General features: G+C 67.7%; 22 protein-coding genes. 9 read left to right on the plus strand and 13 right to left on the minus strand.

Annotated elements, in window-relative coordinates; translation table 11 throughout:
- Window positions 1–4: 4 nt before the first annotated feature.
- The gene (locus QXK92_RS01370) at window positions 5–325 is read right to left on the minus strand and encodes a DUF202 domain-containing protein (protein ID WP_306239885.1); all 321 of its coding nucleotides are present in this window, start codon (window positions 323–325) and stop codon (window positions 5–7) included.
- Window positions 322–678 (minus strand): YidH family protein, encoded by a 357-nt coding sequence (locus QXK92_RS01375; RefSeq protein WP_306244088.1) that lies wholly within the window; start codon window positions 676–678, stop codon window positions 322–324. The genes QXK92_RS01370 and QXK92_RS01375 overlap by 4 nt, the downstream gene beginning before the upstream one ends.
- A gap of 42 nt (window positions 679–720) precedes the next feature.
- Between QXK92_RS01375 and QXK92_RS01380 the strand changes: the two genes are divergently transcribed.
- Both QXK92_RS01380 and QXK92_RS01385 read left to right on the plus strand, forming a co-directional pair.
- The gene (locus QXK92_RS01380; RefSeq protein WP_306239887.1) at window positions 721–1,419 is read left to right on the plus strand and encodes a haloacid dehalogenase type II; all 699 of its coding nucleotides are present in this window, start codon (window positions 721–723) and stop codon (window positions 1,417–1,419) included.
- Window positions 1,420–1,424: 5 nt separating this feature from the next.
- A complete protein-coding gene (locus QXK92_RS01385) occupies window positions 1,425–2,210 on the plus strand; it encodes a potassium channel family protein (RefSeq protein ID WP_306239889.1) in 786 nt (261 codons plus the stop codon).
- On the opposite strand, the gene QXK92_RS01390 is transcribed toward QXK92_RS01385, so the two are convergent.
- Entirely contained in the window at window positions 2,163–3,452 is a 1,290-nt protein-coding gene (locus tag QXK92_RS01390) for an MFS transporter (protein WP_306244090.1), read from the minus strand. The genes QXK92_RS01385 and QXK92_RS01390 overlap by 48 nt on opposite strands.
- Before the next feature lie 115 nt (window positions 3,453–3,567).
- Here QXK92_RS01390 and QXK92_RS01395 point away from each other — a divergent pair, with 115 nt between their 5' ends.
- Window positions 3,568–4,170 (plus strand): class I SAM-dependent methyltransferase, encoded by a 603-nt coding sequence (locus tag QXK92_RS01395; protein WP_306239890.1) that lies wholly within the window; start codon window positions 3,568–3,570, stop codon window positions 4,168–4,170.
- On the opposite strand, the gene QXK92_RS01400 is transcribed toward QXK92_RS01395, so the two are convergent.
- The 4 genes from QXK92_RS01400 to QXK92_RS34010 are packed head-to-tail and all read right to left on the minus strand — an operon-like array spanning window position 4,160 to window position 6,222.
- The gene (locus QXK92_RS01400) at window positions 4,160–5,464 is read right to left on the minus strand and encodes a cytochrome P450 (RefSeq protein ID WP_306239891.1); all 1,305 of its coding nucleotides are present in this window, start codon (window positions 5,462–5,464) and stop codon (window positions 4,160–4,162) included. The two genes, QXK92_RS01395 and QXK92_RS01400, sit on opposite strands and share 11 nt — an antisense overlap.
- Before the next feature lie 56 nt (window positions 5,465–5,520).
- Window positions 5,521–5,877 carry an MmpS family transport accessory protein gene (locus QXK92_RS01405; RefSeq protein ID WP_306239892.1) on the minus strand — a complete coding sequence of 119 codons (357 nt, stop codon included), beginning with the start codon at window positions 5,875–5,877 and terminating at the stop codon, window positions 5,521–5,523.
- A 16-nt stretch (window positions 5,878–5,893) separates the two neighbouring features.
- Window positions 5,894–6,058 (minus strand): hypothetical protein, encoded by a 165-nt coding sequence (locus tag QXK92_RS34005; protein WP_371934478.1) that lies wholly within the window; start codon window positions 6,056–6,058, stop codon window positions 5,894–5,896.
- Window positions 6,049–6,222, minus strand: a complete 174-nt coding sequence (locus QXK92_RS34010) for a hypothetical protein (protein WP_371934254.1) — start codon at window positions 6,220–6,222, stop codon at window positions 6,049–6,051. The genes QXK92_RS34005 and QXK92_RS34010 overlap by 10 nt, the downstream gene beginning before the upstream one ends.
- A gap of 69 nt (window positions 6,223–6,291) precedes the next feature.
- On the opposite strand from QXK92_RS34010, the gene QXK92_RS01415 reads away from it, so the two are divergent.
- Together QXK92_RS01415 and QXK92_RS01420 are read left to right on the plus strand one after the other, a co-directional pair.
- Window positions 6,292–7,377: a dihydrodipicolinate reductase gene (locus QXK92_RS01415; RefSeq protein ID WP_306239893.1), complete on the plus strand. Its 1,086-nt coding sequence runs from the start codon at window positions 6,292–6,294 to the stop codon at window positions 7,375–7,377.
- Between the two features lie 92 nt (window positions 7,378–7,469).
- The gene (locus tag QXK92_RS01420; protein ID WP_306239895.1) at window positions 7,470–9,296 is read left to right on the plus strand and encodes an Hsp70 family protein; all 1,827 of its coding nucleotides are present in this window, start codon (window positions 7,470–7,472) and stop codon (window positions 9,294–9,296) included.
- Here QXK92_RS01420 and QXK92_RS01425 read toward each other — a convergent pair.
- The 3 genes from QXK92_RS01425 to QXK92_RS01435 form a co-directional block, all read right to left on the minus strand.
- Window positions 9,293–9,919 carry a hypothetical protein gene (locus QXK92_RS01425; RefSeq protein ID WP_306244550.1) on the minus strand — a complete coding sequence of 209 codons (627 nt, stop codon included), beginning with the start codon at window positions 9,917–9,919 and terminating at the stop codon, window positions 9,293–9,295. The two genes, QXK92_RS01420 and QXK92_RS01425, sit on opposite strands and share 4 nt — an antisense overlap.
- A gap of 81 nt (window positions 9,920–10,000) precedes the next feature.
- Entirely contained in the window at window positions 10,001–11,059 is a 1,059-nt protein-coding gene (locus tag QXK92_RS01430) for an SAM-dependent methyltransferase (protein WP_306244092.1), read from the minus strand.
- A gap of 55 nt (window positions 11,060–11,114) precedes the next feature.
- Window positions 11,115–12,068, minus strand: a complete 954-nt coding sequence (locus tag QXK92_RS01435) for an SDR family oxidoreductase (protein ID WP_306239897.1) — start codon at window positions 12,066–12,068, stop codon at window positions 11,115–11,117.
- Window positions 12,069–12,149: 81 nt separating this feature from the next.
- Here QXK92_RS01435 and QXK92_RS01440 point away from each other — a divergent pair, with 81 nt between their 5' ends.
- Window positions 12,150–12,869, plus strand: coding sequence for an SHOCT domain-containing protein (locus QXK92_RS01440; RefSeq protein ID WP_306239898.1), 720 nt, complete (start codon window positions 12,150–12,152; stop codon window positions 12,867–12,869).
- A gap of 111 nt (window positions 12,870–12,980) precedes the next feature.
- Here QXK92_RS01440 and QXK92_RS01445 read toward each other — a convergent pair whose 3' ends face one another.
- Both QXK92_RS01445 and QXK92_RS01450 read right to left on the minus strand, forming a co-directional pair.
- Window positions 12,981–13,604, minus strand: coding sequence for an MBL fold metallo-hydrolase (locus QXK92_RS01445; protein ID WP_306239899.1), 624 nt, complete (start codon window positions 13,602–13,604; stop codon window positions 12,981–12,983).
- The gene (locus QXK92_RS01450; protein WP_306239900.1) at window positions 13,604–14,689 is read right to left on the minus strand and encodes an S-(hydroxymethyl)mycothiol dehydrogenase; all 1,086 of its coding nucleotides are present in this window, start codon (window positions 14,687–14,689) and stop codon (window positions 13,604–13,606) included. Before QXK92_RS01450 ends, QXK92_RS01445 begins: the two co-directional genes overlap by 1 nt.
- 32 nt (window positions 14,690–14,721) lie before the next feature.
- On the opposite strand from QXK92_RS01450, the gene QXK92_RS01455 reads away from it, so the two are divergent.
- The 3 genes from QXK92_RS01455 (at window position 14,722) to QXK92_RS01465 (ending at window position 17,283) form a co-directional block, all read left to right on the plus strand.
- Window positions 14,722–15,804 carry a class I SAM-dependent methyltransferase gene (locus QXK92_RS01455; protein WP_306239901.1) on the plus strand — a complete coding sequence of 361 codons (1,083 nt, stop codon included), beginning with the start codon at window positions 14,722–14,724 and terminating at the stop codon, window positions 15,802–15,804.
- Window positions 15,805–16,641: a serine hydrolase gene (locus QXK92_RS01460; RefSeq protein WP_306239902.1), complete on the plus strand. Its 837-nt coding sequence runs from the start codon at window positions 15,805–15,807 to the stop codon at window positions 16,639–16,641. It abuts the gene before it with no gap.
- 129 nt (window positions 16,642–16,770) lie between these two features.
- A complete protein-coding gene (locus QXK92_RS01465; RefSeq protein ID WP_055577186.1) occupies window positions 16,771–17,283 on the plus strand; it encodes a DUF3145 domain-containing protein in 513 nt (170 codons plus the stop codon).
- Here QXK92_RS01465 and QXK92_RS01470 read toward each other — a convergent pair.
- On the minus strand, window positions 17,280–20,213 hold the full coding sequence (locus QXK92_RS01470; RefSeq protein ID WP_306239903.1) for an RND family transporter: 2,934 nt from the start codon (window positions 20,211–20,213) through the stop codon (window positions 17,280–17,282). The genes QXK92_RS01465 and QXK92_RS01470 overlap by 4 nt on opposite strands.
- Window positions 20,214–20,337: the final 124 nt, after the last annotated feature.

Genomic DNA, 20,337 nt, shown 5'->3' on the forward strand with positions numbered 1-20,337 from the left:
CCCGTTACAGCAGTTGGGCGATGGCGGTAGTGGTGATGAGGATCAACGCCGCCACGCCGATGATGTGCACTTGACGGCGGGCAGTGATCCTGACCGGAAGCGGGCGCAAAGCAAGCGTTCGCTGACGTCGCAAGGCGATGGAGTAGGTGACCAACGCGGCCGCGCAGGCGATCCCGGCCGGAAGCAGTGCACCGGGCCGTTGTCCGGCGCCGTGTACGTCCTTGATCGCCAACAGCACGCCATTGGCCAGGAAGGCGATCGATGTCCTGGTCCACGCCAGGGTGGTTCGTTCGGCGGCGCTGCCGACTGGCTCGGGCGCGGTCACCCGTTGACCGCCTTGTAGATCACCAGCCCGAGCGCGATCATCCCGAGCACGATCAGGCCCACCGCCAGGAAACCTGGCGAGGGATGCCGGGGTAGCGGCTCGCCACGGCGCATGGCGCGATCCGCATGCACCCAGCGGCGCAGGCCGATCCCGCTCGTGCCGATCGCCAGCGCGGCGAGGCCGATGCCGAGCAGACGTCGCGCCCCAGGTACGGCAAGCTCCGGTACCAGCTGCACCAACGCGACCGCGGCCGCCAGCAAACCCAGCGCGGTGCGCTGCCAGGCCAGGAAGGTTCGCTCGTTGGCGAGGGTGAAACGGTAGTCGGGCTCGGTCTCTTCGACGCTGTCTTCCACGGGTTTGCCTCTGGGCACGGTGCACATCGTAGATTCGGTCGGGTGCTCAAGGCGCTGTTATTCGATGTCCAGGGAACCGCGACCGACTTTCACTCCACGGTGTGCGACGACGCACGCCGGATCAGCGCCGGCCGGGATGCCGGGGTGGACTGGCCGGAGGTCGTGCGGCGTTGGCGCGCCGGCTACTTCGCGGCGCTGAACCACACGCCGCGCCAGGGGGCCTGGCTCTCGGTCCACTCCGTCTACCGGGACGTGCTCGACAACGTCCTGGCCGACGCCGGCTTCACCGCCCTGACACCCGACGAGCGCGACGACCTCGCGCTGGCCTGGCAGCGTCTGCGGCCCTGGCCGGACGTCGTGCCGGGGCTGACCCGGCTGCGCCGCGCGTACCTGCTGGCGACCCTGTCGAACGCCGACGTCAGCGCGGTGATCAACATTTCCAAGCGCGCCGGCCTGCCCTGGGACGCGATCTTCACCGCGGAGATGGCCGGGGCCTTCAAACCCGACCCGGCCGCCTACCGGATGGCCGCCACCTACCTCGGTTTGCCGTCCGGCGACATCATGATGGTGGCCAGCCACAAATACGACCTGCGCGCGGCCGCGCGGCTCGGTTTTCGGACCGCCTTCGTCGCCCGGCCACTCGAGTTCGGCGCCGACGGTGTGGCGGACGTCGCCTACGAGGACGAGTTCGACGTCAACGCTTGTGATTTCGTTGACCTGGCCGACCAGCTCGTAGGGTGAGGCATATGCACTCTCTCTCCAAGGAACAGATGTGGAGGCAGCGCACCGAGTGGCCACTGGCCATCGTGGCCGTCGCCTTCCTGATCATGTACTCGGTGCAGATCCTGGCCCGCCCGCATGGTTCGGAGGCGCGCATCCTGTGGCTGCTGTGCTGGATTGCCTGGGCACTGTTCGTCGGGGACTACTTCGCCCGCCTGGTGCTAGCGGACAACCGGCGGGAATGGTTTCTGCTGCACATCCTCGACCTGGTGATCGTCGTGCTGCCGTTTCTGCGACCGCTGCGGATGGTGCGCCTGATCGTGCTGCTGGGGGTGTTGCAGAAGGCCGTCGGTCATGCCGTACGCGGCCAGATCCTGATCTACACGGTGTCCGGGGTGCTGCTGCTGGTCTATACCGGCGCGCTGGCCGTGCTCGACGCCGAACGCCAGCAGGTCGGCACCACCATCAACAGCTTCGGCAAGGCCGTGTGGTGGGCGATTACCACGGTGACCACGGTGGGCTACGGCAATCTGTATCCGCTGACCGTCACCGGCCGCGTCGTCGCGGTCCTGCTGATGATGGGCGGCATCACGCTGATCGGTGTGGTGACCGGATCGCTGGCCTCCTGGATCGTGCAGCGGGTCTCCGAAACCGATGCCGCGACGCAGACGGCGACGGCCGCGCAGATCGAGGAGCTGCGCGGTGAGATCCGGGAGCTGGCCGAGCAGCTACGGGCGACGTCGGGCGGGCACCTGGCCGGCCATTCACCGGCGTCCGCGGCGCAGCTCGGCGTGAGCCCGGCCGGAACGTGACGGCGCCGAGTTCACGTCGGTCAGCGACGTGCCCCGGGTCTCCGGCAGCCGATAGGTACACCAGAGGCTGACGACCACCAGCACCGCCAGCATGAGCCCAATGGCCCAGCTGCCGTAGCGCGCGCTCAGCGGTTCGGCGATCAGCGGCGGAACGGCGCCGCCGAGGATGCCGGAGACGTTGATCGCCAGCCCGGCGCCGGTGTATCGGTGCGACGTCGTGAACAGCTCAGGCACAAACGACGTCATCGGGGCGTAGGCGAACGCGGCAATCGCATAGGTGCCCGTGATCGCCACCGTGAACAGCATCGGGGTGCCGACATCGATCAACGGCAGCACGGCGAACGACCACGGCAACGCTACCGCCCAGCCGGACAGGATGACGGGACGGCGCCCGACCCGGTCGGACATCCGGGCCGACACCGGGACCACCACCGTCCACGCCAGCCCGCCGAGTAATCCGGCGACCAGGATCGCGGTGCGGGAGAGCCCTAACTGGCTGTGGGCATAACCGGTCAGATAGGTGCCCGCCATGAAGACAAAGGCGAACAGCGCGACGAAGCTGCCTGACGCCAGCAACACCGCGCGCCACTGCCGGCGCAGGACGTCGGCGAGCGGCACCCGCGGTGGCGCGTTCTGCTTCGCGAATACCGGGGTCTCCTCGATGCTGACCCGCACGTACAACGCGAACGCCACCAGTAACCCACTGAGCAGGAACGGGATTCGCCATCCCCAGTTCTGGAACGCCGGACTCGTCTCCCCGACGGTGGCGTTGACGAGCAGGAAAGTCACGCCGGTCAGCACCATCGCGATCCCGGCACCGATCGCCGTGAACACGCCGTAGCGGCCGCGCTGGTCCGTCGGCGCGTATTCGGCGGCCAGCAACGCCGACCCGGCCCACTCGCCGCCGACCGCGATGCCCTGCAACAGGCGCAGCGTCAGCACGATCAACGGCGCCGCCACACCGATCGTGGCGGCACCCGGGGTAAGACCCACCGCCACCGTGGACAAACCCATGATCAGCAACGTGGCGACCAGGGTCGCCTTGCGTCCGATGCGGTCACCGAAGTGGCCGAACACCGCGCCGCCCACGGGACGGGACACGAACGCGGCGGCGAAGGTGCCCATCGAGGCGACCGTGGCCAGACCGGGGCTGAGGTCCGGGAAGAAGACCTTGGGGAACGTCAACGCCGCGGCGGTGCCGTAGATGTAGAAATCGTAGAACTCGACGGTGGTACCCACCATGCACGCGAACGCGATACGTCTGACGTTCACGAACCCGGCACCCTCCTCCGCAGCGGGAGTCTAGGCGCACAACGCCGGCCGGGAAGCGCTTTCGCGCGTGCTAGGTTGAGCCGAGATGTTCCGCCGCCGCCTCTTCGAAGCCCAGCACGTCACGCAGCCCGCCGTGCGGTTACGTGAACAGGCCGAATCCCTCGCCGATTACGTCGGCCGCGGCGACAGCGTCCTCGACGTCGGTTGCGGGACCGGACTTCTCTCGTCCTACCTGCGGGAGATGTACGGGGCGGTCCCAACCGGCATCGACGTCAAGGACGCCCGGCAGGCCGACATCCCCTTCACCGAGTTCGACGGAACATCGATCCCGTTCTCCGACAACTCCTTTGACCACGTGATCCTCAGCGAAGTGCTGCACCACAGCCACGACCCGGTCCGGCTGATCGCCGAGTGTGACCGCGTGGCACGCCGGCGTGTGATCGTGTTCGAAGACATGCCTGAGGGATTGGTCGGCAAGCTCGCATTGCAGGCGCACGTGCAGGCCTTCGCGCGCTACCGCCGGTACCCGTCCCGTCCGGCACGCCTCGACGAATACCGGCAGGCGCTGGCCTGGCTTGCCACCAAAGCGACTGGTGTGCAACGAATTCCGCAACCACCGCAGTGGCTGACCTGCTATCCGCGGGTGCTGTACATCTATGACCTGGCGGCAGGACCCGCTACCAGCTGACCGGCAGCACCTTGATGCCGTGGATGAACTGCGACAGCAGTCGGCGCGGCTCGGCCGTGGCCACGATCTCCGGCATCTCGCGGCGCAACTCATCGAACACCACCCGGATCTCGCGGCGGGCCAGGTTGGCGCCCAGGCAGAAGTGAGCGCCGCCACCGCCGAACCCGACATGCGGGTTGGGGTTGCGTGCCACGTCGAACCGCCACGGGTCGGCGAACTTCGACTCGTCCCGGTTGGCCGAGCAGTACCACAGCGTAACCTTGTCGCCCTCAGCCAGTTTCGTGCCGGACAGCTCGAAATCGCGGGTCAGCGTGCGGCGCATGTACACCACCGGTGAGGCCCACCGCACGATCTCCTCGGTGGCGGTGTGGGCCAGGCCCTCGTAGTCGGCCCACCACTTGTCCCGCTCCTCGGGATAGCGCGACAACGCGAGCACCCCGTGGCTGATCGCATTGCGGGTGGTCTCGTTGCCGGCCACCACCAGCAGGATGAAGAACATCGCGATCTCCGACGACGAGAGGCGCTCGCCGTTGACCTCGGCTTCCACCAGCGCGGTGGTCAGGTCGTCGTGATGCTCCACCCGTGCGCTGCGCCGGTCGTCGGCCATCGCGGTGGCGTACGCGCCGATGTCCATCGAAACCTGAAGAAACTCACCGAAATCGGTGGCCAGGTCGGGATCGCCGAAGCCGAGGATGACATTGGTCCAGTGGAAGATCTTCTGGTGGTCTTCCTCGGGGATGCCCATCATGTCGCAGATGATCTGCAGCGGCAGCGGTCCGGCGATCTCGCTGACCAGGTCGGCCTGCCGGTCGGGGTGATTGGCCATCATCGACGTCACCAACTGGTGCGCGCGGTCGCGCACCGACGCTTCGATGCGTGCCACCACCTTCGGGGTGAAGGCCCGGCTGACGATGGAGCGCAGCCGTTGGTGACGCGGATCGTCCATCACGATCATCGAACCGAAGTACTCGGCCAGTTCCGGCGTCTGGTCGTTGATGGTGATGTTCGGGCTGGAGCTGAAGACCTCCGGATGGCGGCTGGCGAAGAAAACGTCGTCCAGCCTGGTCAGCGCCCAGTGCCCGTTGCCGCCGGTGAACCCCTCCATCTCGATCGCGGGCCAGAACGAAATGGGCGCCTCGCGGCGCAGAGTGGCGAAGGCGCCGTCGCGGTAGTCGTCGTCGAGGGCCCAGAAGTCCAGCGAACCCAGCGCGATGTCGGCCAGCGGAATCTCCGGCGGCGGCGTCCCGTTCACCCGAGGCTTGAGGCCCGAGTGTGCGTCAGTCTTGAGGTCCATTAATCCTCCTTTGCCTCCTCAACGTTGAGGGGGCGCCACCGCCGAGCCTAGACGCGTCAGTGCGAGCACATGGCGTGACCGGGAGTCCCGGTGGAATGCGCGTCATTGACCACGTTGCCGTCCACCACGATCTTGCACGCGATGGTGCCCTGCCCCTGCGCGCTCAACACGAAGACCTGACCGCCGAAACCCTGGAAATCCGTGGACCAGGGCAGTGGCACGTTGACGGCACGCTGCTGTCCGGATTGCGTCTGATACGAGATGTATTCGGCCATGCCGGTGCCGCTGACCTCATAGTGAACCTGGGGGAATGCACCCGGTGGCTTGAAAGGATCCGCGTGCGCCACACCGTAGGTGGCCCCGAAGGCGGTGCCGGTGGCGATCAGGATCGAAGCTGCGCGACGGATGGTCATGGTTGTCATCGTGTCATCACCCGCGGCGCCACACCAGAGGTTTGCCCGCTTTGACCGGAGCCATCACCGGGCCGGCGACCACCGCGCGCAGGGTCGACTCCTGGATCCCCACGGCGGCGCCCCACAGCAGAGCGCCCGCGATCACCAGCGCAACACCGCGACCGAACGCCGTCAGGGCCACCAGGATGGACAGACCGGCAGTGCGACAAGGGTTTTGGCGCCGAACCGGTCGTAGCACCAACCGGAGGCGAGCGCCGCGGCCTCGCCGATGCCGGCGACCACCCCGACCACCAGCCCTGTCGTGCCGACGAACCGCCACGGGCTCAACGCCGGGACTGCTCGCACGGTCCGATGCTAGATGTCCCCTCGCTGCCCGCTTAGGGTGAAGCGATAAACGAAAGAGGTGGCCGATTGATGACGCAGAGTGGCGTTAAGCGAGTGGTGGTGTGGGGCACCGGCTTCGTGGGCCGGATGGTGATCCCCGAGATCGTCAAGCATCCGTTGTTCGAGCTGGTCGGTGTGGGCGTCAGCAACCCGGACAAGGTCGGCCGCGACGTGGGCGACATCTGCGGCATGGCCGAACCGGTCGGCGTCACCGCCACCGACGACGTCGACGCGCTGATCGCGCTCAAACCCGACGCTCTGGTGCACTACGGCCCGACGGCGATGCACGCCAAGGACAACATCTCGCTGATCACCCGGTTCCTGCGGGCCGGTATCGACGTGTGCTCCACGGCGATGACGCCGTGGATCTGGCCGACCATGCCGCAGAACCCGCCGAACTGGATCACCCCGATCACCCAGGCCTGCGAGCTGGGGGAGTCGTCCTGTTTCACCACCGGCATCGACCCCGGCTTCGCCAACGACCTGTTCCCGATGACCTTGATGGGCCTGTGCTCCGAAGTGAAGCGGGTGCGCGCCTCGGAGTTGCTGGACTACACCAACTATGAAGGCGACTATGAGCGGGAGATGGGCATCGGCCGCGAACCCGAGTTCAGCCCGATGCTGGAAAACCGCGACGTGCTGATCTTCGCGTGGGGCGCCACCGTTCCGATGATCGCGCACGCCGCCGGAATCATGCTCGACGAGATGACCACCACCTGGGACAAGTGGGTGACTCCTACTGACCGCCCGTCGGCCAAGGGCGTGATCAAGGCGGGCAACGTCGCCGCCGTCCGGTTCACCATCAACGGCCTCTACCGGGGGGAGACGCGGATCCAGCTCGAGCACGTCAACCGGATCGGGCTCGACGCTGCCCCGGACTGGCCGACCGGCCACGACAACGACGTGTACCGGGTGGACATCGAAGGCACCCCCAGTATCTTCCAGGAAACCGCGTTCCGCTTCACCGACGGCTCGGGCCGCGACGCTGCGGCCGCCGGATGCCTGGCCACCGGCCTGCGAGCGCTCAACGCCGTTCCCGCGGTCAACGAGCTGTCGCCGGGCTGGGTGACCGCGCTGGATCTGCCCCTCATCCCGGGCGCAGGTACGATCCGCTGACCAGCGCTCATACAGCTCGCGCATAGCTGATACTGAGAGTGCCTATAGGTTTTACGGAGAAAATGAGCTGGGCGACACGGGGGTGAGGCCAGATGGCAGATGGAGCTAGGCCCGCACTGGGTCTGTCGATCGGTGCCACCAACCTGGCTGCCGTCACGCCCGACCATGCCATCACCCGCAAACCCGTGCTGACCCTGTACCGGCAACGTCCGCCCGAGGTCGGGATCCTCTCGGAGAATCCCCGGCTGGACGAACCCGGCCTGGTGATCACCGACTTCGTCGACCGGGTGGGCGACCGGGTCGGCATCGTGGCGGCAGACGGTTCCGTGCACCGCAGCGAAGCCCTGGTTGCCGACGGGTTGCGGGCCCTGGCCTATGCGGCCACCGGCGGGCGCGCACTGCCCGACAATGTCGCGGTGACCTACCCGGCGCACTGGGCGCCGGCCGCGGTCGACGCGCTGGGCGGTGCGGTGAGCCGGGTGGCGGAATGGTCCCACCAGGCCACGCCGGTCACCCTGATTCCCGACGCCGCAGCCGCGGTGTTCGCGGTGCGGGCCAATCCCGGCATACCGGCGCGGGGAACGGTCGCGGTGTGCGATTTCGGTGGCAGCGGAACCAGCATCACCCTGGTCGACGCGAGCGGCGACTATCAACCGCTGGGTCCCACGGTCCGCCATCACGACTTCTCCGGTGATCTGGTGGATCAGGCGCTGTTGAGCTACGTCATGTCCGAGATGCCCGCGACGGGCTCGTTCGATCCGACGGCCACCGCGGCGATCGGATCGCTGACCCGGTTACGAGCCGCCTGCCGCGCCGCCAAGGAGCGGCTCTCGGCGACGACGGCGACCACGCTGGCCGAAGCGGTGCCGGGACTGCGCGGGGAAATTAGACTCACCCGCAACGAACTCGAGGAGACGATCCGCGACTCGCTGGCCGGAGTAATGGCGGTCCTCGAAGAAACGTTGCGGCGCAACGCAACAGGATTGGTCGCCATCGTCACCTTCGGCGGCGGGGCGAACATCCCGGCGGTGACGACGTCGCTGTCCGGGCGGTTCGGGGTGCCGGTGATCACCACGCCGCGCCCCCACCTGACCGCCGCCATCGGTGCCGCCCTGCGCGCCGCCCGGGGCCCGGGTGACACCAGCGCCACCATGTTGACGCCCGCCGCGCCGCCCGCGGTGCCGGCGCCGGAGCCGCCCGCCGAGGAATACGAGGACGTGCCCGCCGCGGCACCGGTATCGGCAATGCAGCCCGCGCTGGCCTGGTCGGAAACTCAGGACGAGTCCCGGGTGATGCCGGCAGTCGGGTCGGGATCTGGATCGGGCTACACGGCCGCCCGGCCGCAGATGAAGTTCGAACACGACGAGCGCCCGGAGCCCGAGCAGAAACCCTCGCCGATTCCGTGGTACCGCCTGCCGGCGGTGATCATCGTCAGCACGGTGGTGGCGGTCCTGCTGGTCGGAACCGCAGTGGCTATCGGGCTGACGTCGCACGACAGCAAAGGGACCAAGTCGCCCGGGGTGAACACCACCCCGCGCAGCTCCGCGCCCCCGGCGCCGCCCACCTCCGCAAGCCCCAGTCCGGAGCCGCCGCCGGCGTCGACGCCCGAGCCCGCGCCCACGACCCAAGCGCCCGCCCCGCCTCCGCAGACACAGCAGGCGCCACCGGCCACCCAAACGCCGGCGCCCACGAGCGAGGCGCCGGCGCCGACGACGGCGCCACCGCCGGCGACCACCCAGCCGCCGGTCACTACCCAGCCGCCAGCGACCACCCAGCCGCCGGTGACCACCCAACCGCCGGTGCCGCAGATACCTCAGCTGCCAGGCCCTGGCAATCCGAATCCACCTGCGCCACCGGCGATTCCGCAGATCCCCCAGATTCCGGGGCTGCCGCAGATCCCCGGGATCAGCTGGCGCTAAGCCTCCGCCTTTTCCGAGGCCTTCTCCCGGTCCTCGCGGTCCTGCTTGGTCGCCTCAATGATCTCCTTGTTGAACTCTTTGTCCTTCTCCAGGTTGTCTTTGACGCGTTGTTCGGCTTCTTCGTTGAGCTGCTCGATCGACTTGTTCTCGTCCTCCGCCGTTTCGTCGGCTTCAGAGGCGCGCTCACTCTCGGCGGTGTTCTTGGCCCGGCTGCCGCCTTCGTTGTCGCCGTCGTCGTCGGCCCGGTCTGTGCCCACATCGATTCCGTCCGCCGAGTCGTCTCCCTTGGCGGCGTCGGATCCCTCTGACTTGGCCTTCGCCGCCGGCGAGTCCTCGTCGTCGGCATACTTGGGGTTGCCGTCGTCGTCGAGCCACTCGTTAACCGCGGTCCCGGTGATGGTCTTGCCCGACCCGGGCATCACCAGCGTCGGCTTGTCCTCGTACGCCGTCATCATTTCGGCGGCCTTTTCCTTGGCCTCGTCGTCCGGCTCCGGCTTTTCGGTGGTGTCCTGGACGCCGCCGCTGTTCTCCCTGTCGTTCTCGTCGGCCTCGGCCGTACTCACGGCACCCTCGTCGGTCTTGCTGGCGTCCTGACCAGCCGATTCGTCCTCGTGCGCGCTCATACGTGTGGCCCCCTTATGGAGTTGCTCTGCGACCCGACCCAAAGTGAGGGTTACCACATCGACGTCGGGCCGAAACTCCCGTTACTGCGAATCCCGCTTGGCCAGCACCAGGGACGCGAGCGGAATCCGCATGGGCTCGGGTGCCTTGGCCAGCCGCTCGGCCACACCGGCTTCGAGCCGCTCGACGAAGTCCGTCCCCCGCGGATCGTTGAATCCGCCGCTCAAGCCTGCCCGCAGCGTCGGAAACAGGGCGGCCCGGGCGAACGCCGCCCACTGCGCGCCGAAAGCCTCTGCGTCCGAATCCTTTTGGAACCTCGCCCAGAACCGGTCGTCGGCATTGAACATCTCGAGATGCTCGATCGTCAAACCCTCGAACCAGCCGCGCGGTGCGAACGGGGCGCGGAAGTCCTTCTCGGTGCGGGCGACGACGGGAATCACCATGCGCCGCATCTCTTCCCGGCGCAGCAGACCCTGTTCGGCAAGCTCCTCCAGCGTCGCCATCAAAGCCTCGTTCAGCGGCCGATAACCGAATTCGCCGTCTTCGTCGAGGGCCATGGTGAGCACCACCAACCGGCCGCCGGGGCACAGCTCCCGGCCCCGGAACGCGACGAAGTCATTCCAGTCCAGCGCAGACTGGTGTTGGTATGCACGCCGCGCTTCGGCGCTGCTGCTATAGGCGATCTGCACATGGTCGGCGACTTCCGGCGCACCTTCGGGGACGCGGCTCAGCCATTGGATCGCCCAGGACGACCACCCGAGGTTGACGGTGCCGGTGGGCAGGATCTGCTGATAGAAGGACCGGCCGATGGCCGAGGTGAAGCTGGCCGTGTCGTTGTTGAGGTAACTGTCCGGGTCGTCGGACAGCGTGTTGAACAGGGCGGTGAAGTCGTTCTCCGGCACGTCGGTGTGCACCACCAGGATGGCGTGGTCGTGGCGGGTGCGTGCGCGCAACACGTCGACCGCGGTGGCCATCGGCCGCAGCGAGTTGTGGCCGGTGGCCGCACCGTAATCGGCGATGACGACCGGTTGCGGAGGTTTGGGCAGCGGAACCTGCTGCGCCGCCTGTTCGAACAGGGCGACGGCCGGCAGCAGTCCCGCCGCCTGCAGACGCGACGACTGCGTGTATGTCGCGGAGTCCATCGGTTCCGGCCGCACCACGACGCTTGATTCGGGCAGGCGGACCTTGGGCTGCCGGTCAGTGCGACGAGGGGTAGCTGACACCGGTGAGCCTTTCCGAAATCTCCCAAAGTCGTTTGCAGTCATCGTCATTGGCGGCGCGCGCGGGCACCTTGGCCTCGGTGACACCGCCGCCGGCGGCCTCGTAGAACCCGCGCGGCCCGTAGAACGCGCCGCCCTCGGCGCCGGGTGTGACCGCCGCGTACAGCACCGGCAGGATGCCCTCGTCGATCTCCTGCCACAGGAATGGTGCGTACTTCCAGGACGTCGTGTACAGGCGCTGCATCAGCGCGGGTTTGTCCCGACCGTGCGAAGGCCCGCTGATCTGCAGGTTCGTCTTGGTGAGCCCCGGATGGGCCGCGTTGGACATGATGCCCCAGCCACCGCGCCGGCTGCGCCGGTCCAGCTCGCGGGCGAACATCAGCGTCGCCAGCTTCGACTGGCCGTAGGCCGACATCGAGGCGTAGGACTTCTCGAACTGCAGGTCGTCGAAGTGGATGCGGCCACGGCGGGCGGCGATGCTGCTCAGCGAGACCACCCGCGGGGCCGGCGCCGCGCGCAGCAGCGGCAGCACGTGCGCGGTGAGTGCGAAGTGGCCGAGATGGTTACTGCCGAACTGCAATTCGAAGCCGTCGGCGGTGGTGTCGCGCTCGGGTGGGGTCATGACGCCGGCGTTGTTGATCAGGATGTCGATCGGGCGGCCGTCAGTGTTGAGCTGTGCACCCAGGGCGGCGACAGAGGCCAGCGACGACAGGTCCAGCGACGTGATCGTCAGGCTGGCATCGGGCACGGTTTTGCGGATCTCTTCGATGGCGGCCTCGCCCTTGGCCTGGTTGCGGATGGCCATCACGACGTCGGCGCCGCCCGCCGCGAGACGCTTGGCCAGACCGAATCCCAGGCCGCTGTTGGATCCGGTGACAACCGCCAGCTTGCCGGACAGATCGGGCACCGTTGCGACGAGATCGCTGGCCATGGGAGAACTCCTTTTCCGGTTGCGTCGTCTGCGGTCGCAAACAGTGTCCCCCGTCGCCGCCGGTCGTGACACACTGCCTGGATGAATAGCAGACGGGTCGCCAAGGTCTCGTTGATCCTGGCGGTTGTGACGCTGGTGGTGGCGGTCGCCGGCTTCATCACCACGCTGGTACTCAATGTGTTCTTCCTGGATGACTTCGACGCCTACGGTGAGGTCCCCGTCCCGGGCACCGGCAGCGTGCACCTGCCCAAAGGGGAGGCCACCGTCAGCCTGCACACGCTGGTGATCGGCGGGACCGACGGCGGCGGGTTGCCGGTGCCGCCGCTACGCATCTCGATCACTCCGCCGGACGGAGTGGCGCAGCCCGAGGTCACCGAAAGCATCGGCAGCACAACGACGGTGAACAACGACGCCCACATCCGGGTGTGGAACGTGCGGGTGCCGGCCGAGGGCACCTACAACGTCATCACCGACGGCCAGGTCAACGGTTACATCAATCCGCGACTGGCTTTCGGCCATCAGAGCTCGTACGGCTACCTCGTCTGGGTGTTCGTGGCCCTGTTCGTCGTCGGACTGGTCGACCTGACGCTCTCGATCATCTGGCTGGGGCGGGCCCGGCGGCGCCCGGTGCCGTCCTCCGGATCACCCGTCGCTTTCGCGGCGCCGGCGGTGGCTTACGAGCCCACCGGCGAGGGCGTGCGTGTGGAGCGGCTGAAAACTCTTTCCGCGCTGCGTGATTCGGGGGCGTTGACGGAAGACGAGTTCCAGCAGGAGAAGCGCCGGATCCTCGACGGGCTGTAGGGGCCCACGTCTTCGTGCGGGTGGTGCCGTGGCGCGAGCGTGCCCGGATGTACAGCGACACGCCGGTAGCGGCGGCATTGAGTGCACGCCCGGCGATGACGGTGAACCGGCCTAGTGGCCCCGCTTCTCCCACTCCTCGTAGTGCACGATCTCGTCGCCGATCGTCGTGCTGTCCCCGTGGCCGGTGTGCACGACGGTGTCGCCGGGCAGCTTGCCCAGGCGCTCGGAGATCGACTGCAGGATCGTCGGGAAATCCGAGTACGAACGGCCGGTCGCGCCGGGCCCGCCGGAGAACAGCGTGTCGCCGCTGAACACCACGCCGAGGTCGTGGACGTACCAGCACACCGATCCGGGGGAGTGCCCCGGCGTGTGGATGGCGCGTATCTCGGTGCCGCCCACCTTTAGCGCCTCACTTTCGGAGATCGGCCGAAAGTCGCTGTCCGGATGCGTCATTCGCCACAGCACCTCGTCCGCGGGGTGCAGCAGCACCGGCGCGTCGAGCTCCTTGCCGAGTTCGGGCGCCACCGTCACGTGGTCGTTGTGCCCGTGTGTGCACACCACCGCCACCACATGGCGCCCGTCCACGGCCTCGATGATCGGCGCCGCGTCGTGGGCGGCGTCGAACACCACCACGTTGGAATTGTCGCCGACCAACCAGATGTTGTTGTCGACTTCCCAACTGCCGCCGTCGAGTTCGAAGGTGCCGTGAGTGACCAGCCGGTCGATGACCACCATCAGAGAATCACCACCGAACGTAATACCTCGCCGTCATGCATCTTGTGAAACGCCTCCTCGATGCCGTCTAGCCCGATTCGCTCGGAGACAAACTTCTCCAGCGGCAGCCGGCCCTGCAGGTAGAGGTCGACCAGGGTGGGGAAGTCGCGCTCGGGCAGGCAGTCGCCGTACCACGACGACTTGAGCGAGCCGCCGCGGGAGAAGAAGTCCACCAACGGCATGTCCAGGCGCATGTCCGGGGTCGGCACCCCCACCAGCACCACGGTCCCGGCGAGGTCGCGGGCGTAGAAGGCCTGCTTCCAGGTCTCGGGCCGCCCGACGGCGTCCACCACGACGTCGACCCCGAAGCCACCGGTGAGGTCCTGGATGGTCTCCACGACATCAAACTCTCGGGCGTTGACGGTGTGGGTGGCGCCGAACTTGCGCGCCCACTCCAATTTCTTGTTGTCGGTGTCGACGGCGATGATCTTCTTCGCTCCGACCAGCGCGGCGCCGGCGATCGCGGCGTCACCCACCCCGCCGCAGCCGATCACCGCAACCGTGTCGTCACGTGTGACGCCACCGGTGTTGATCGCCGCGCCGAGGCCGGCCATCACCCCGCACCCGAGCAGGCCCACGACGGCCGGATCGGCTTCCGGATTGACTTTGGTGCACTGCCCGGCCGCCACCAATGTCTTGTCGGCGAACGCTCCGATGCCAAGGGCGGGAGTGAGTTCGGTGCCGTCGGTCAGCGTCATCTTCTGCTCAGCGTTGAAGGTGTCGAAGCACAGGTGCGGCCGACCCCTTCGGCAGGCCCGGCACTGCCCGCACACCGCACGCCAGTTCAGGATCACGAAGTCACCCGGTTCGACGTGGGTAACGCCGGGACCGACCGCTTCGACCGTGCCGGCGGCCTCGTGCCCGAGAAGGAAGGGGTACTCGTCGTTGATGCCGCCCTCGCGGTAGGTCAGGTCGGTGTGGCACACGCCGCAGGCGGTGATGTCGACGACGGCCTCGCCCGGTCCGGGGTCGGGGATGACGATGTCGACCAACTCGACGGGTTGCCCTTTGCTCCGCGAAATGACGCCGCGCACTGTCTGACTCATGGCCCCCAACCTACGGTGTAGCGTCGCTTGCCATGACGGCACCCGAGACCGGCACCGAAACCGTCCCTGAAACCGTGGAGGCGTTCGCCGACCGAATGGTCTCGACGATCGACAACGCAAGCCTGACGCTGCTTCTGAGTCTGGGGCACCAGACCGGACTCCTGGAGACCATGGCTCGATTGGCGCCATCCACTAGCGCGGAGATCGCCGAAGCCGCCCAGCTCGACGAGCGTTACGTCCGAGAGTGGTTGGGCGGCATGACAACCGGCCGCGTCGTCGACTACGACGCCGAGACCGGGACCTATAGTTTGCCCGCCCACCGTGCGGCGGTACTGACCAGTGCGGCCGGGCCGGACAATCTCGCGCTGGTCGCGCAGTTCGTGCCGCTGCTCAGCGAGGTCGAACAGAAGATCCTCGGCTGCTTCCGGGCCGGCGGCGGTCTGCCGTACAGCGAATATCCCCGCTTCCACACATTGATGGCCCAGCAGAGTGGTGTGGTGTTCGACGCCGGGCTCATCGACGTGGTGCTGCCCCTGGTGGACGGCCTGCCGGAACGTTTGCGCGCCGGCGCCGACGTCGCTGACTTCGGTTGCGGCAGTGGGCATGCCGTGAATGTGATGGCGCAGGCGTTTCCGGCCAGCCGGTTCACCGGCATCGACTTCTCCGAGGAGGCCATCGCCGCCGGCCGCGACGAGGCGGCGCGGCTCGGCCTGACGAATGCGGCGTTCGAAAGCCACGACCTGCCGACGCTGGACAGGGAGGCGGCCTACGACGTCATCGTGGTCTTCGACGCCATCCACGACCAGGCCCAGCCGGCGCGGGTGCTGGAGAACATCTACCGCGCATTGCGGCCGGGCGGTGTTTTCCTGATGGCAGACATCAAGGCATCGAGCCGACTCGAGGAGAACGTCGGCGTACCGATGAGCACCTACCTCTACACGGTGTCGTTGATGCACTGCATGACGGTGTCGCTGGCACACGGCGGAGCCGGGCTGGGAGCGGCGTGGGGCACGCAGCTGGCCACCTCGATGCTCGCCGACGCCGGCTTCGGCGACGTCGTGGTGGCCGAGGTCGAGTCGGACCCGATCAACAACTACTACATCGCCCGCAAATAGATGGCCGCCCTCGACGTCCTGGACGACTGGCCGGTCCCGAACGCCGCCGCCGCGGTGGTCGGACCGAAGGGGGTGCTGGCCTCCCACGGTGACACCGCGCGCGTCTTCGCGCTGGCATCGGTCACCAAGCCGATCGTGGCACGGGCCGCGCAGGTCGCGGTGGAGGAAGGCGTCGTCGAGCTCGACACCGAGGCCGGCCCGCCCGGCTCCACCATCCGTCACCTGCTGGCGCATGCCTCGGGTCTTGCCATGCTTTCCGGCGATGTGCTGGCCCGCCCGGGAGCGCGCCGCATCTACTCCAACTACGGGTTTGCCGTGCTCGCCCAGACCATCGAGCGCGAGTCCGGCATCGAGTTCGCCCGCTACCTCACCGAGGCGGTGTGTGAGCCGCTCGGCATGACTTCGACGCGACTCGACGGGGGCGCCGACACCGCCGGCTACGGCGCGACCTCCACGGTCGACGACCTGGTCCGGTTCGCGGGCGACCTGCTGCGCCCGGCGACGGTCTCGGAACAGATGCACGCCGACGCGACCAGCGTGCAGTTCCCGGGTCTGGACGGGGTGCTGCCCGGATACGGCTCTCAGCGGCCCAACGACTGGGGCCTGGGATTCGAGCTGCGCGACTCGAAGTCCCCGCACTGGACGGGCGCGGGCAACTCGGTGCGCACCTACGGTCATTTCGGCCAGTCAGGCGGCTTCATCTGGGTCGATCCCGACGCGGACCTGGCCCTGGTGGTGCTCACCGACCGCGACTTCGGACAGTGGGCGTTGCAGCCGTGGCCGGCGCTGTCCGACGCGGTGCTCGGCGAGTACGCGTCAAAGGAAAATGCACACTAGCGCAACACAGGCATCACAGGGCACAATAGACACGCAAGACACAAGAAAAGATATCGCGCAGTATCTGCTTGATCGGGTTCACCAGGTCGTTGGGGAAGACGTCCCTCGTGAAACCGAAGGAGCAAGAAGATGCGTGCGTCGAATCAGTTCGCCGACGTGACGGCTGGTGTGGTGTATGTCCACGCCTCGCCAGCGGCGGTGTGCCCTCATGTCGAGTGGGCGTTGTCGTCGACCTTGCAAGCCAAGGCGAATTTGGTGTGGACTCCGCAGCCGGCCATGCCCGGGCAGTTGCGCGCGGTCACCAATTGGGTGGGTCCCGTCGGGACAGGTGCCCGTCTGGCGAACGCGCTGCGCTCATGGTCGGTTCTGCGGTTTGAAGTGACCGAGGACCCCAGCCCCGGTGTCGACGGACACCGGTTCAGCCACACTCCGCAGCTGGGGTTGTGGAGCGGGCCGATGAGCGCCAACGGCGACATCATGGTGGGCGAGATGCGGTTGCGGACGTTGATGGCGCAGGGCGCCGACACCCTTGCCGCCGAGATGGATTCGGTGCTGGGCACCGCGTGGGACGAGGCGCTCGAGCCGTACCGCGACGGCGGCGACGCCGGCGAGGTCACCTGGCTGAGCCGGGGAGTGGGCTAGCCCCCGCTTGCCGAGCAGACACAAACTCGCGTTGGAGCAGCCGCTCCCACGCGAGTTTGTGTCTGCTCGCGCCGGGAAGGCCACCAGTTGGCCCGCCCGACCAGTGCCGCCATCGCCGGCACCGTGATGGTGCGCACGACGAACGTGTCGACCAGCAGACCCGCGCCGATGATGAAACCGGTCTGCGCCAGGGTGGACATGCTGGCGAACATCAGCCCGAACATCGACGCGGCGAAGATGATGCCCGCCGAGGTGATCACGCCACCGGTCGAGCGCACCGCCCGGATGATGCCCGAGCGGATTCCGGCCGCCGCCTCTTCCCGGATGCGGGTGATCAGCAGCAGGTTGTAGTCCGCCCCCACCGCGACCAACACGATGAACGCCGTCGCCTGCACGTTCCAATAGATCGCCTGGTGCAACACGAACTGGAAGAAGACCACCCCCAGTCCGACCGCCGACATATACGAGATCACCACGGAGGCAATCAGATACAGCGGCGCCACCAGGGCGCGCAGCAGCAGCACCAGGATGAGGAAGACCACGACCAGGGTGGCGATGATGATCAGGGTCACGTCCCGGTCGTAGTACTGGCGCAGCGTGCTGTACATCGGGGTGGTGCCGACCATCGAGATCGACGCGTCCGCCAGCGAGGTGTTCGGCTGCGCACTGCGCGCGGTGTCGAGGATCGAGGCCACCTGATCCATCGCCGCCGGGCTGAACGGGTCCAGCTTCGTCTCCACCATGTAGCGCACCGAGTGCCCGTCGGGAGAGATGAACATCCGTGCGGCGTTCTTGAAGTCCTGCGAGGTGAGCACCGTGGGCGGGATGTACATGCCGGCCATGCCGGGTTGTGCCGCATCACGTTTCATCGACAGCAGCAGATCGGCCGCTTGATTCATGCCCGAGCCCATCTTCTTGGTCTGCTCGACGAGCGTCCGCACGCCGCGGGCCAGCTGCTGGCTGCCGTCGGCCAGCTTGTCGGCCGCCGCCTGCAGTTGTGCGATCCGCTGGGTGATTCCGGCGGCTCCGGCGCTCGCGGTGCGCAGGCTGTTGTCCGCGCTCGCGAGCATCGCGCTCACGTTCTGCACCGCAGCCTGCAGGTTCTGCATCGCCGACGGCACCAGGCGCGAGCGGCACGTCGTGTCGTCGGCGCAGAACGGACTGTTGGCCAGGGCATCCAGGACCGGGTTCCCGGCAACGTTGCCGGCCGTGACGGCTCCGTTGGCGAGCCCGCGCAGATGGTCCAGGAGGTTGGCGGCCCCGGTGAGCTGCTGCTGCACTGCGTTGAGCGTGCCGGTCACCTGTGCCACCGGCCCACTGGCGCCACTGATCTGGTCGCGAACCTGGGCGAGCGCCGCGGCCAGTTGGTCGGCCCCGTTGGTCAGCGCATCGAGGTCGTCGGTCTTGTCGCTGATCTGGGTCGAGGCATCCGCGAGCTTGGAGCCCACGGCACCGGCCTGCACGCTGAGCTTGGCCTGGTCGAGCGGCTGACCGTCGGGCCGGGTGACGCCGCGCACCGCGGCGATGTCGGGCAGCTGGGACACCCGCTGTGCCATCTGGTCCAGGTCGGCCAGCGCCCGTGAGGTCCGCAGGTCATGGGGTGAGCGCACGTAGATGTACTGCGGCAGTAGCGCATTCATCGAATAGTGCGCCGCCATCGTAGTGAAGCCGACGTTGCTGGGCGCCGATTGCGGTAGCTGCAGGCGGTCGTTGAAGGTGGGCCGCAGCAAGGCCGCGCAGCCGGCCAGCGTGAGCAGTACGGCCAGGCTCACCACCAGGTGGGCCTTCGGCCGGCGCACGATCGCGACGGCAGAGCGCCGCCACAGCCGGTCGGTCAGCCCGGGGCGCGGGGCCACCCAGCCGCGCCGGCCGGCGAGCACCAGGATGGCGGGCAACAGGGTGACGGCCGCGAAGAATGCGATCGCGATCGAAACCGCAAGGGCCGGACCGATACTGGTGAATGCGGGCAGCCGGGTGAACACCATGCACAGGAAGGTGACCGCGACGGTGGCCGCCGACGCCGCGATGACTTCGCCGATCGAGCTCAGCGCCTTGCACACCGCCTGGTCGGAATCGCTGCCGGCGCGGATGTGCTCGTGATAGCGGCTGATCAGGAACACGGCGTAGTCGGTGCCGGCGCCCACGATCATCGCCGTCATCAGCGCGACCGTGAGCGCCGATACCCCGAGCCCCAGTTGAGCCAGGCCGGACACCACGCCCTGGGAAGTGGCCACCGAGATGCCGATGGTGAGCAACGGCAGCAGCACGGTCATCGGCCGCCGATAGATCGCCATCAGAATGAGCAAGACCAGTATGGCCGTGGCGATCTCGATGATGTGCATGTCATGGGTGGTCAGGATCGACATGTCGCCGACCATCGCCGCCTGTCCCGTCACCGCCGCGGTCAGCGACGAACCGGCGGTGACGCGTTGCGCGGTCTGCGCGATCCGCTGGTAAGCCTGCGACGACTCCGGGGACCCGGCCGGCGCCTTCAGGCTCACGGCCAGATAGATGGCCTTGTGGTCGGCGCTGGCCATGAAGGTGCGCAACGCGGGCGTGGTGAGGACGTCCTGCACATTGGCCACATCAGCGGTCTGACTGCGCAACGTGGCGGCCAGCTTCCGGTAGGTGTCCTCGTCACCGGGTTGCAACCCCCGGTTGTCGGTGAGGACGACCAGCAGCAGGTTCTGTGCGGACTCGCCGAAATCCTTGGCCATCTGATCGGCTGCCGCCATGGCGCTGGGCGGCAACGGCTGCAGCGGCCGGCTCTCGACCACCGTGGTCAGCGGTGTCAGGGTGGCGGCCAGCGCTGCGACGACGACGATCCAGGCGGCGATGACCACCCAGGGTGCGCGCACGGCGACCCGTCCCAACACCGAGAACACGCCGATCGGCATCGAGGTCCGCGCAGGGGCGAAGCGTTTCAACATGGTGACGTCCTTCTCGGTCAGGCGTAGGCACGCCCGCCCCGGCAGGTGCACAGCCTGACGGCGGGCGTCGTGTTGACACCGAAGCTACGGTCGCCCCGGCGCCCGGTCGCGCTTGTCAGCGATA

The organism is Mycobacterium sp. TY815 (genome assembly GCF_030755135.1).
Classification (GTDB): Bacteria; Actinomycetota; Actinomycetes; order Mycobacteriales; family Mycobacteriaceae; genus Mycobacterium.

Bases quoted from the DNA above. Each gene is read 5' to 3' on its own strand.
- QXK92_RS01390 (WP_306244090.1), bottom strand. From the start codon at position 3,452: ATGGTGGGTACCACCGTCGAGTTCTACGATTTCTACATCTACGGCACC.
- QXK92_RS01450 (WP_306239900.1), bottom strand. From the start codon at position 14,689: ATGAGTCAGACAGTGCGCGGCGTCATTTCGCGGAGCAAAGGGCAACCC.
- QXK92_RS01400 (WP_306239891.1), bottom strand. From the start codon at position 5,464: ATGGACCTCAAGACTGACGCACACTCGGGCCTCAAGCCTCGGGTGAAC.
- QXK92_RS01460 (WP_306239902.1), top strand. From the start codon at position 15,805: ATGGCCGCCCTCGACGTCCTGGACGACTGGCCGGTCCCGAACGCCGCC.
- QXK92_RS01455 (WP_306239901.1), top strand. From the start codon at position 14,722: ATGACGGCACCCGAGACCGGCACCGAAACCGTCCCTGAAACCGTGGAG.
- QXK92_RS01415 (WP_306239893.1), top strand. From the start codon at position 6,292: ATGACGCAGAGTGGCGTTAAGCGAGTGGTGGTGTGGGGCACCGGCTTC.
- QXK92_RS01440 (WP_306239898.1), top strand. From the start codon at position 12,150: ATGAATAGCAGACGGGTCGCCAAGGTCTCGTTGATCCTGGCGGTTGTG.
- QXK92_RS01430 (WP_306244092.1), bottom strand. From the start codon at position 11,059: ATGGACTCCGCGACATACACGCAGTCGTCGCGTCTGCAGGCGGCGGGA.
- QXK92_RS01470 (WP_306239903.1), bottom strand. From the start codon at position 20,213: ATGTTGAAACGCTTCGCCCCTGCGCGGACCTCGATGCCGATCGGCGTG.
- QXK92_RS01385 (WP_306239889.1), top strand. From the start codon at position 1,425: ATGCACTCTCTCTCCAAGGAACAGATGTGGAGGCAGCGCACCGAGTGG.
- QXK92_RS01395 (WP_306239890.1), top strand. From the start codon at position 3,568: ATGTTCCGCCGCCGCCTCTTCGAAGCCCAGCACGTCACGCAGCCCGCC.
- QXK92_RS01420 (WP_306239895.1), top strand. From the start codon at position 7,470: ATGGCAGATGGAGCTAGGCCCGCACTGGGTCTGTCGATCGGTGCCACC.
- QXK92_RS01425 (WP_306244550.1), bottom strand. From the start codon at position 9,919: ATGAGCGCGCACGAGGACGAATCGGCTGGTCAGGACGCCAGCAAGACC.
- QXK92_RS01435 (WP_306239897.1), bottom strand. From the start codon at position 12,068: ATGGCCAGCGATCTCGTCGCAACGGTGCCCGATCTGTCCGGCAAGCTG.
- QXK92_RS01405 (WP_306239892.1), bottom strand. From the start codon at position 5,877: ATGACCATCCGTCGCGCAGCTTCGATCCTGATCGCCACCGGCACCGCC.
- QXK92_RS01465 (WP_055577186.1), top strand. From the start codon at position 16,771: ATGCGTGCGTCGAATCAGTTCGCCGACGTGACGGCTGGTGTGGTGTAT.
- QXK92_RS01445 (WP_306239899.1), bottom strand. From the start codon at position 13,604: ATGGTGGTCATCGACCGGCTGGTCACTCACGGCACCTTCGAACTCGAC.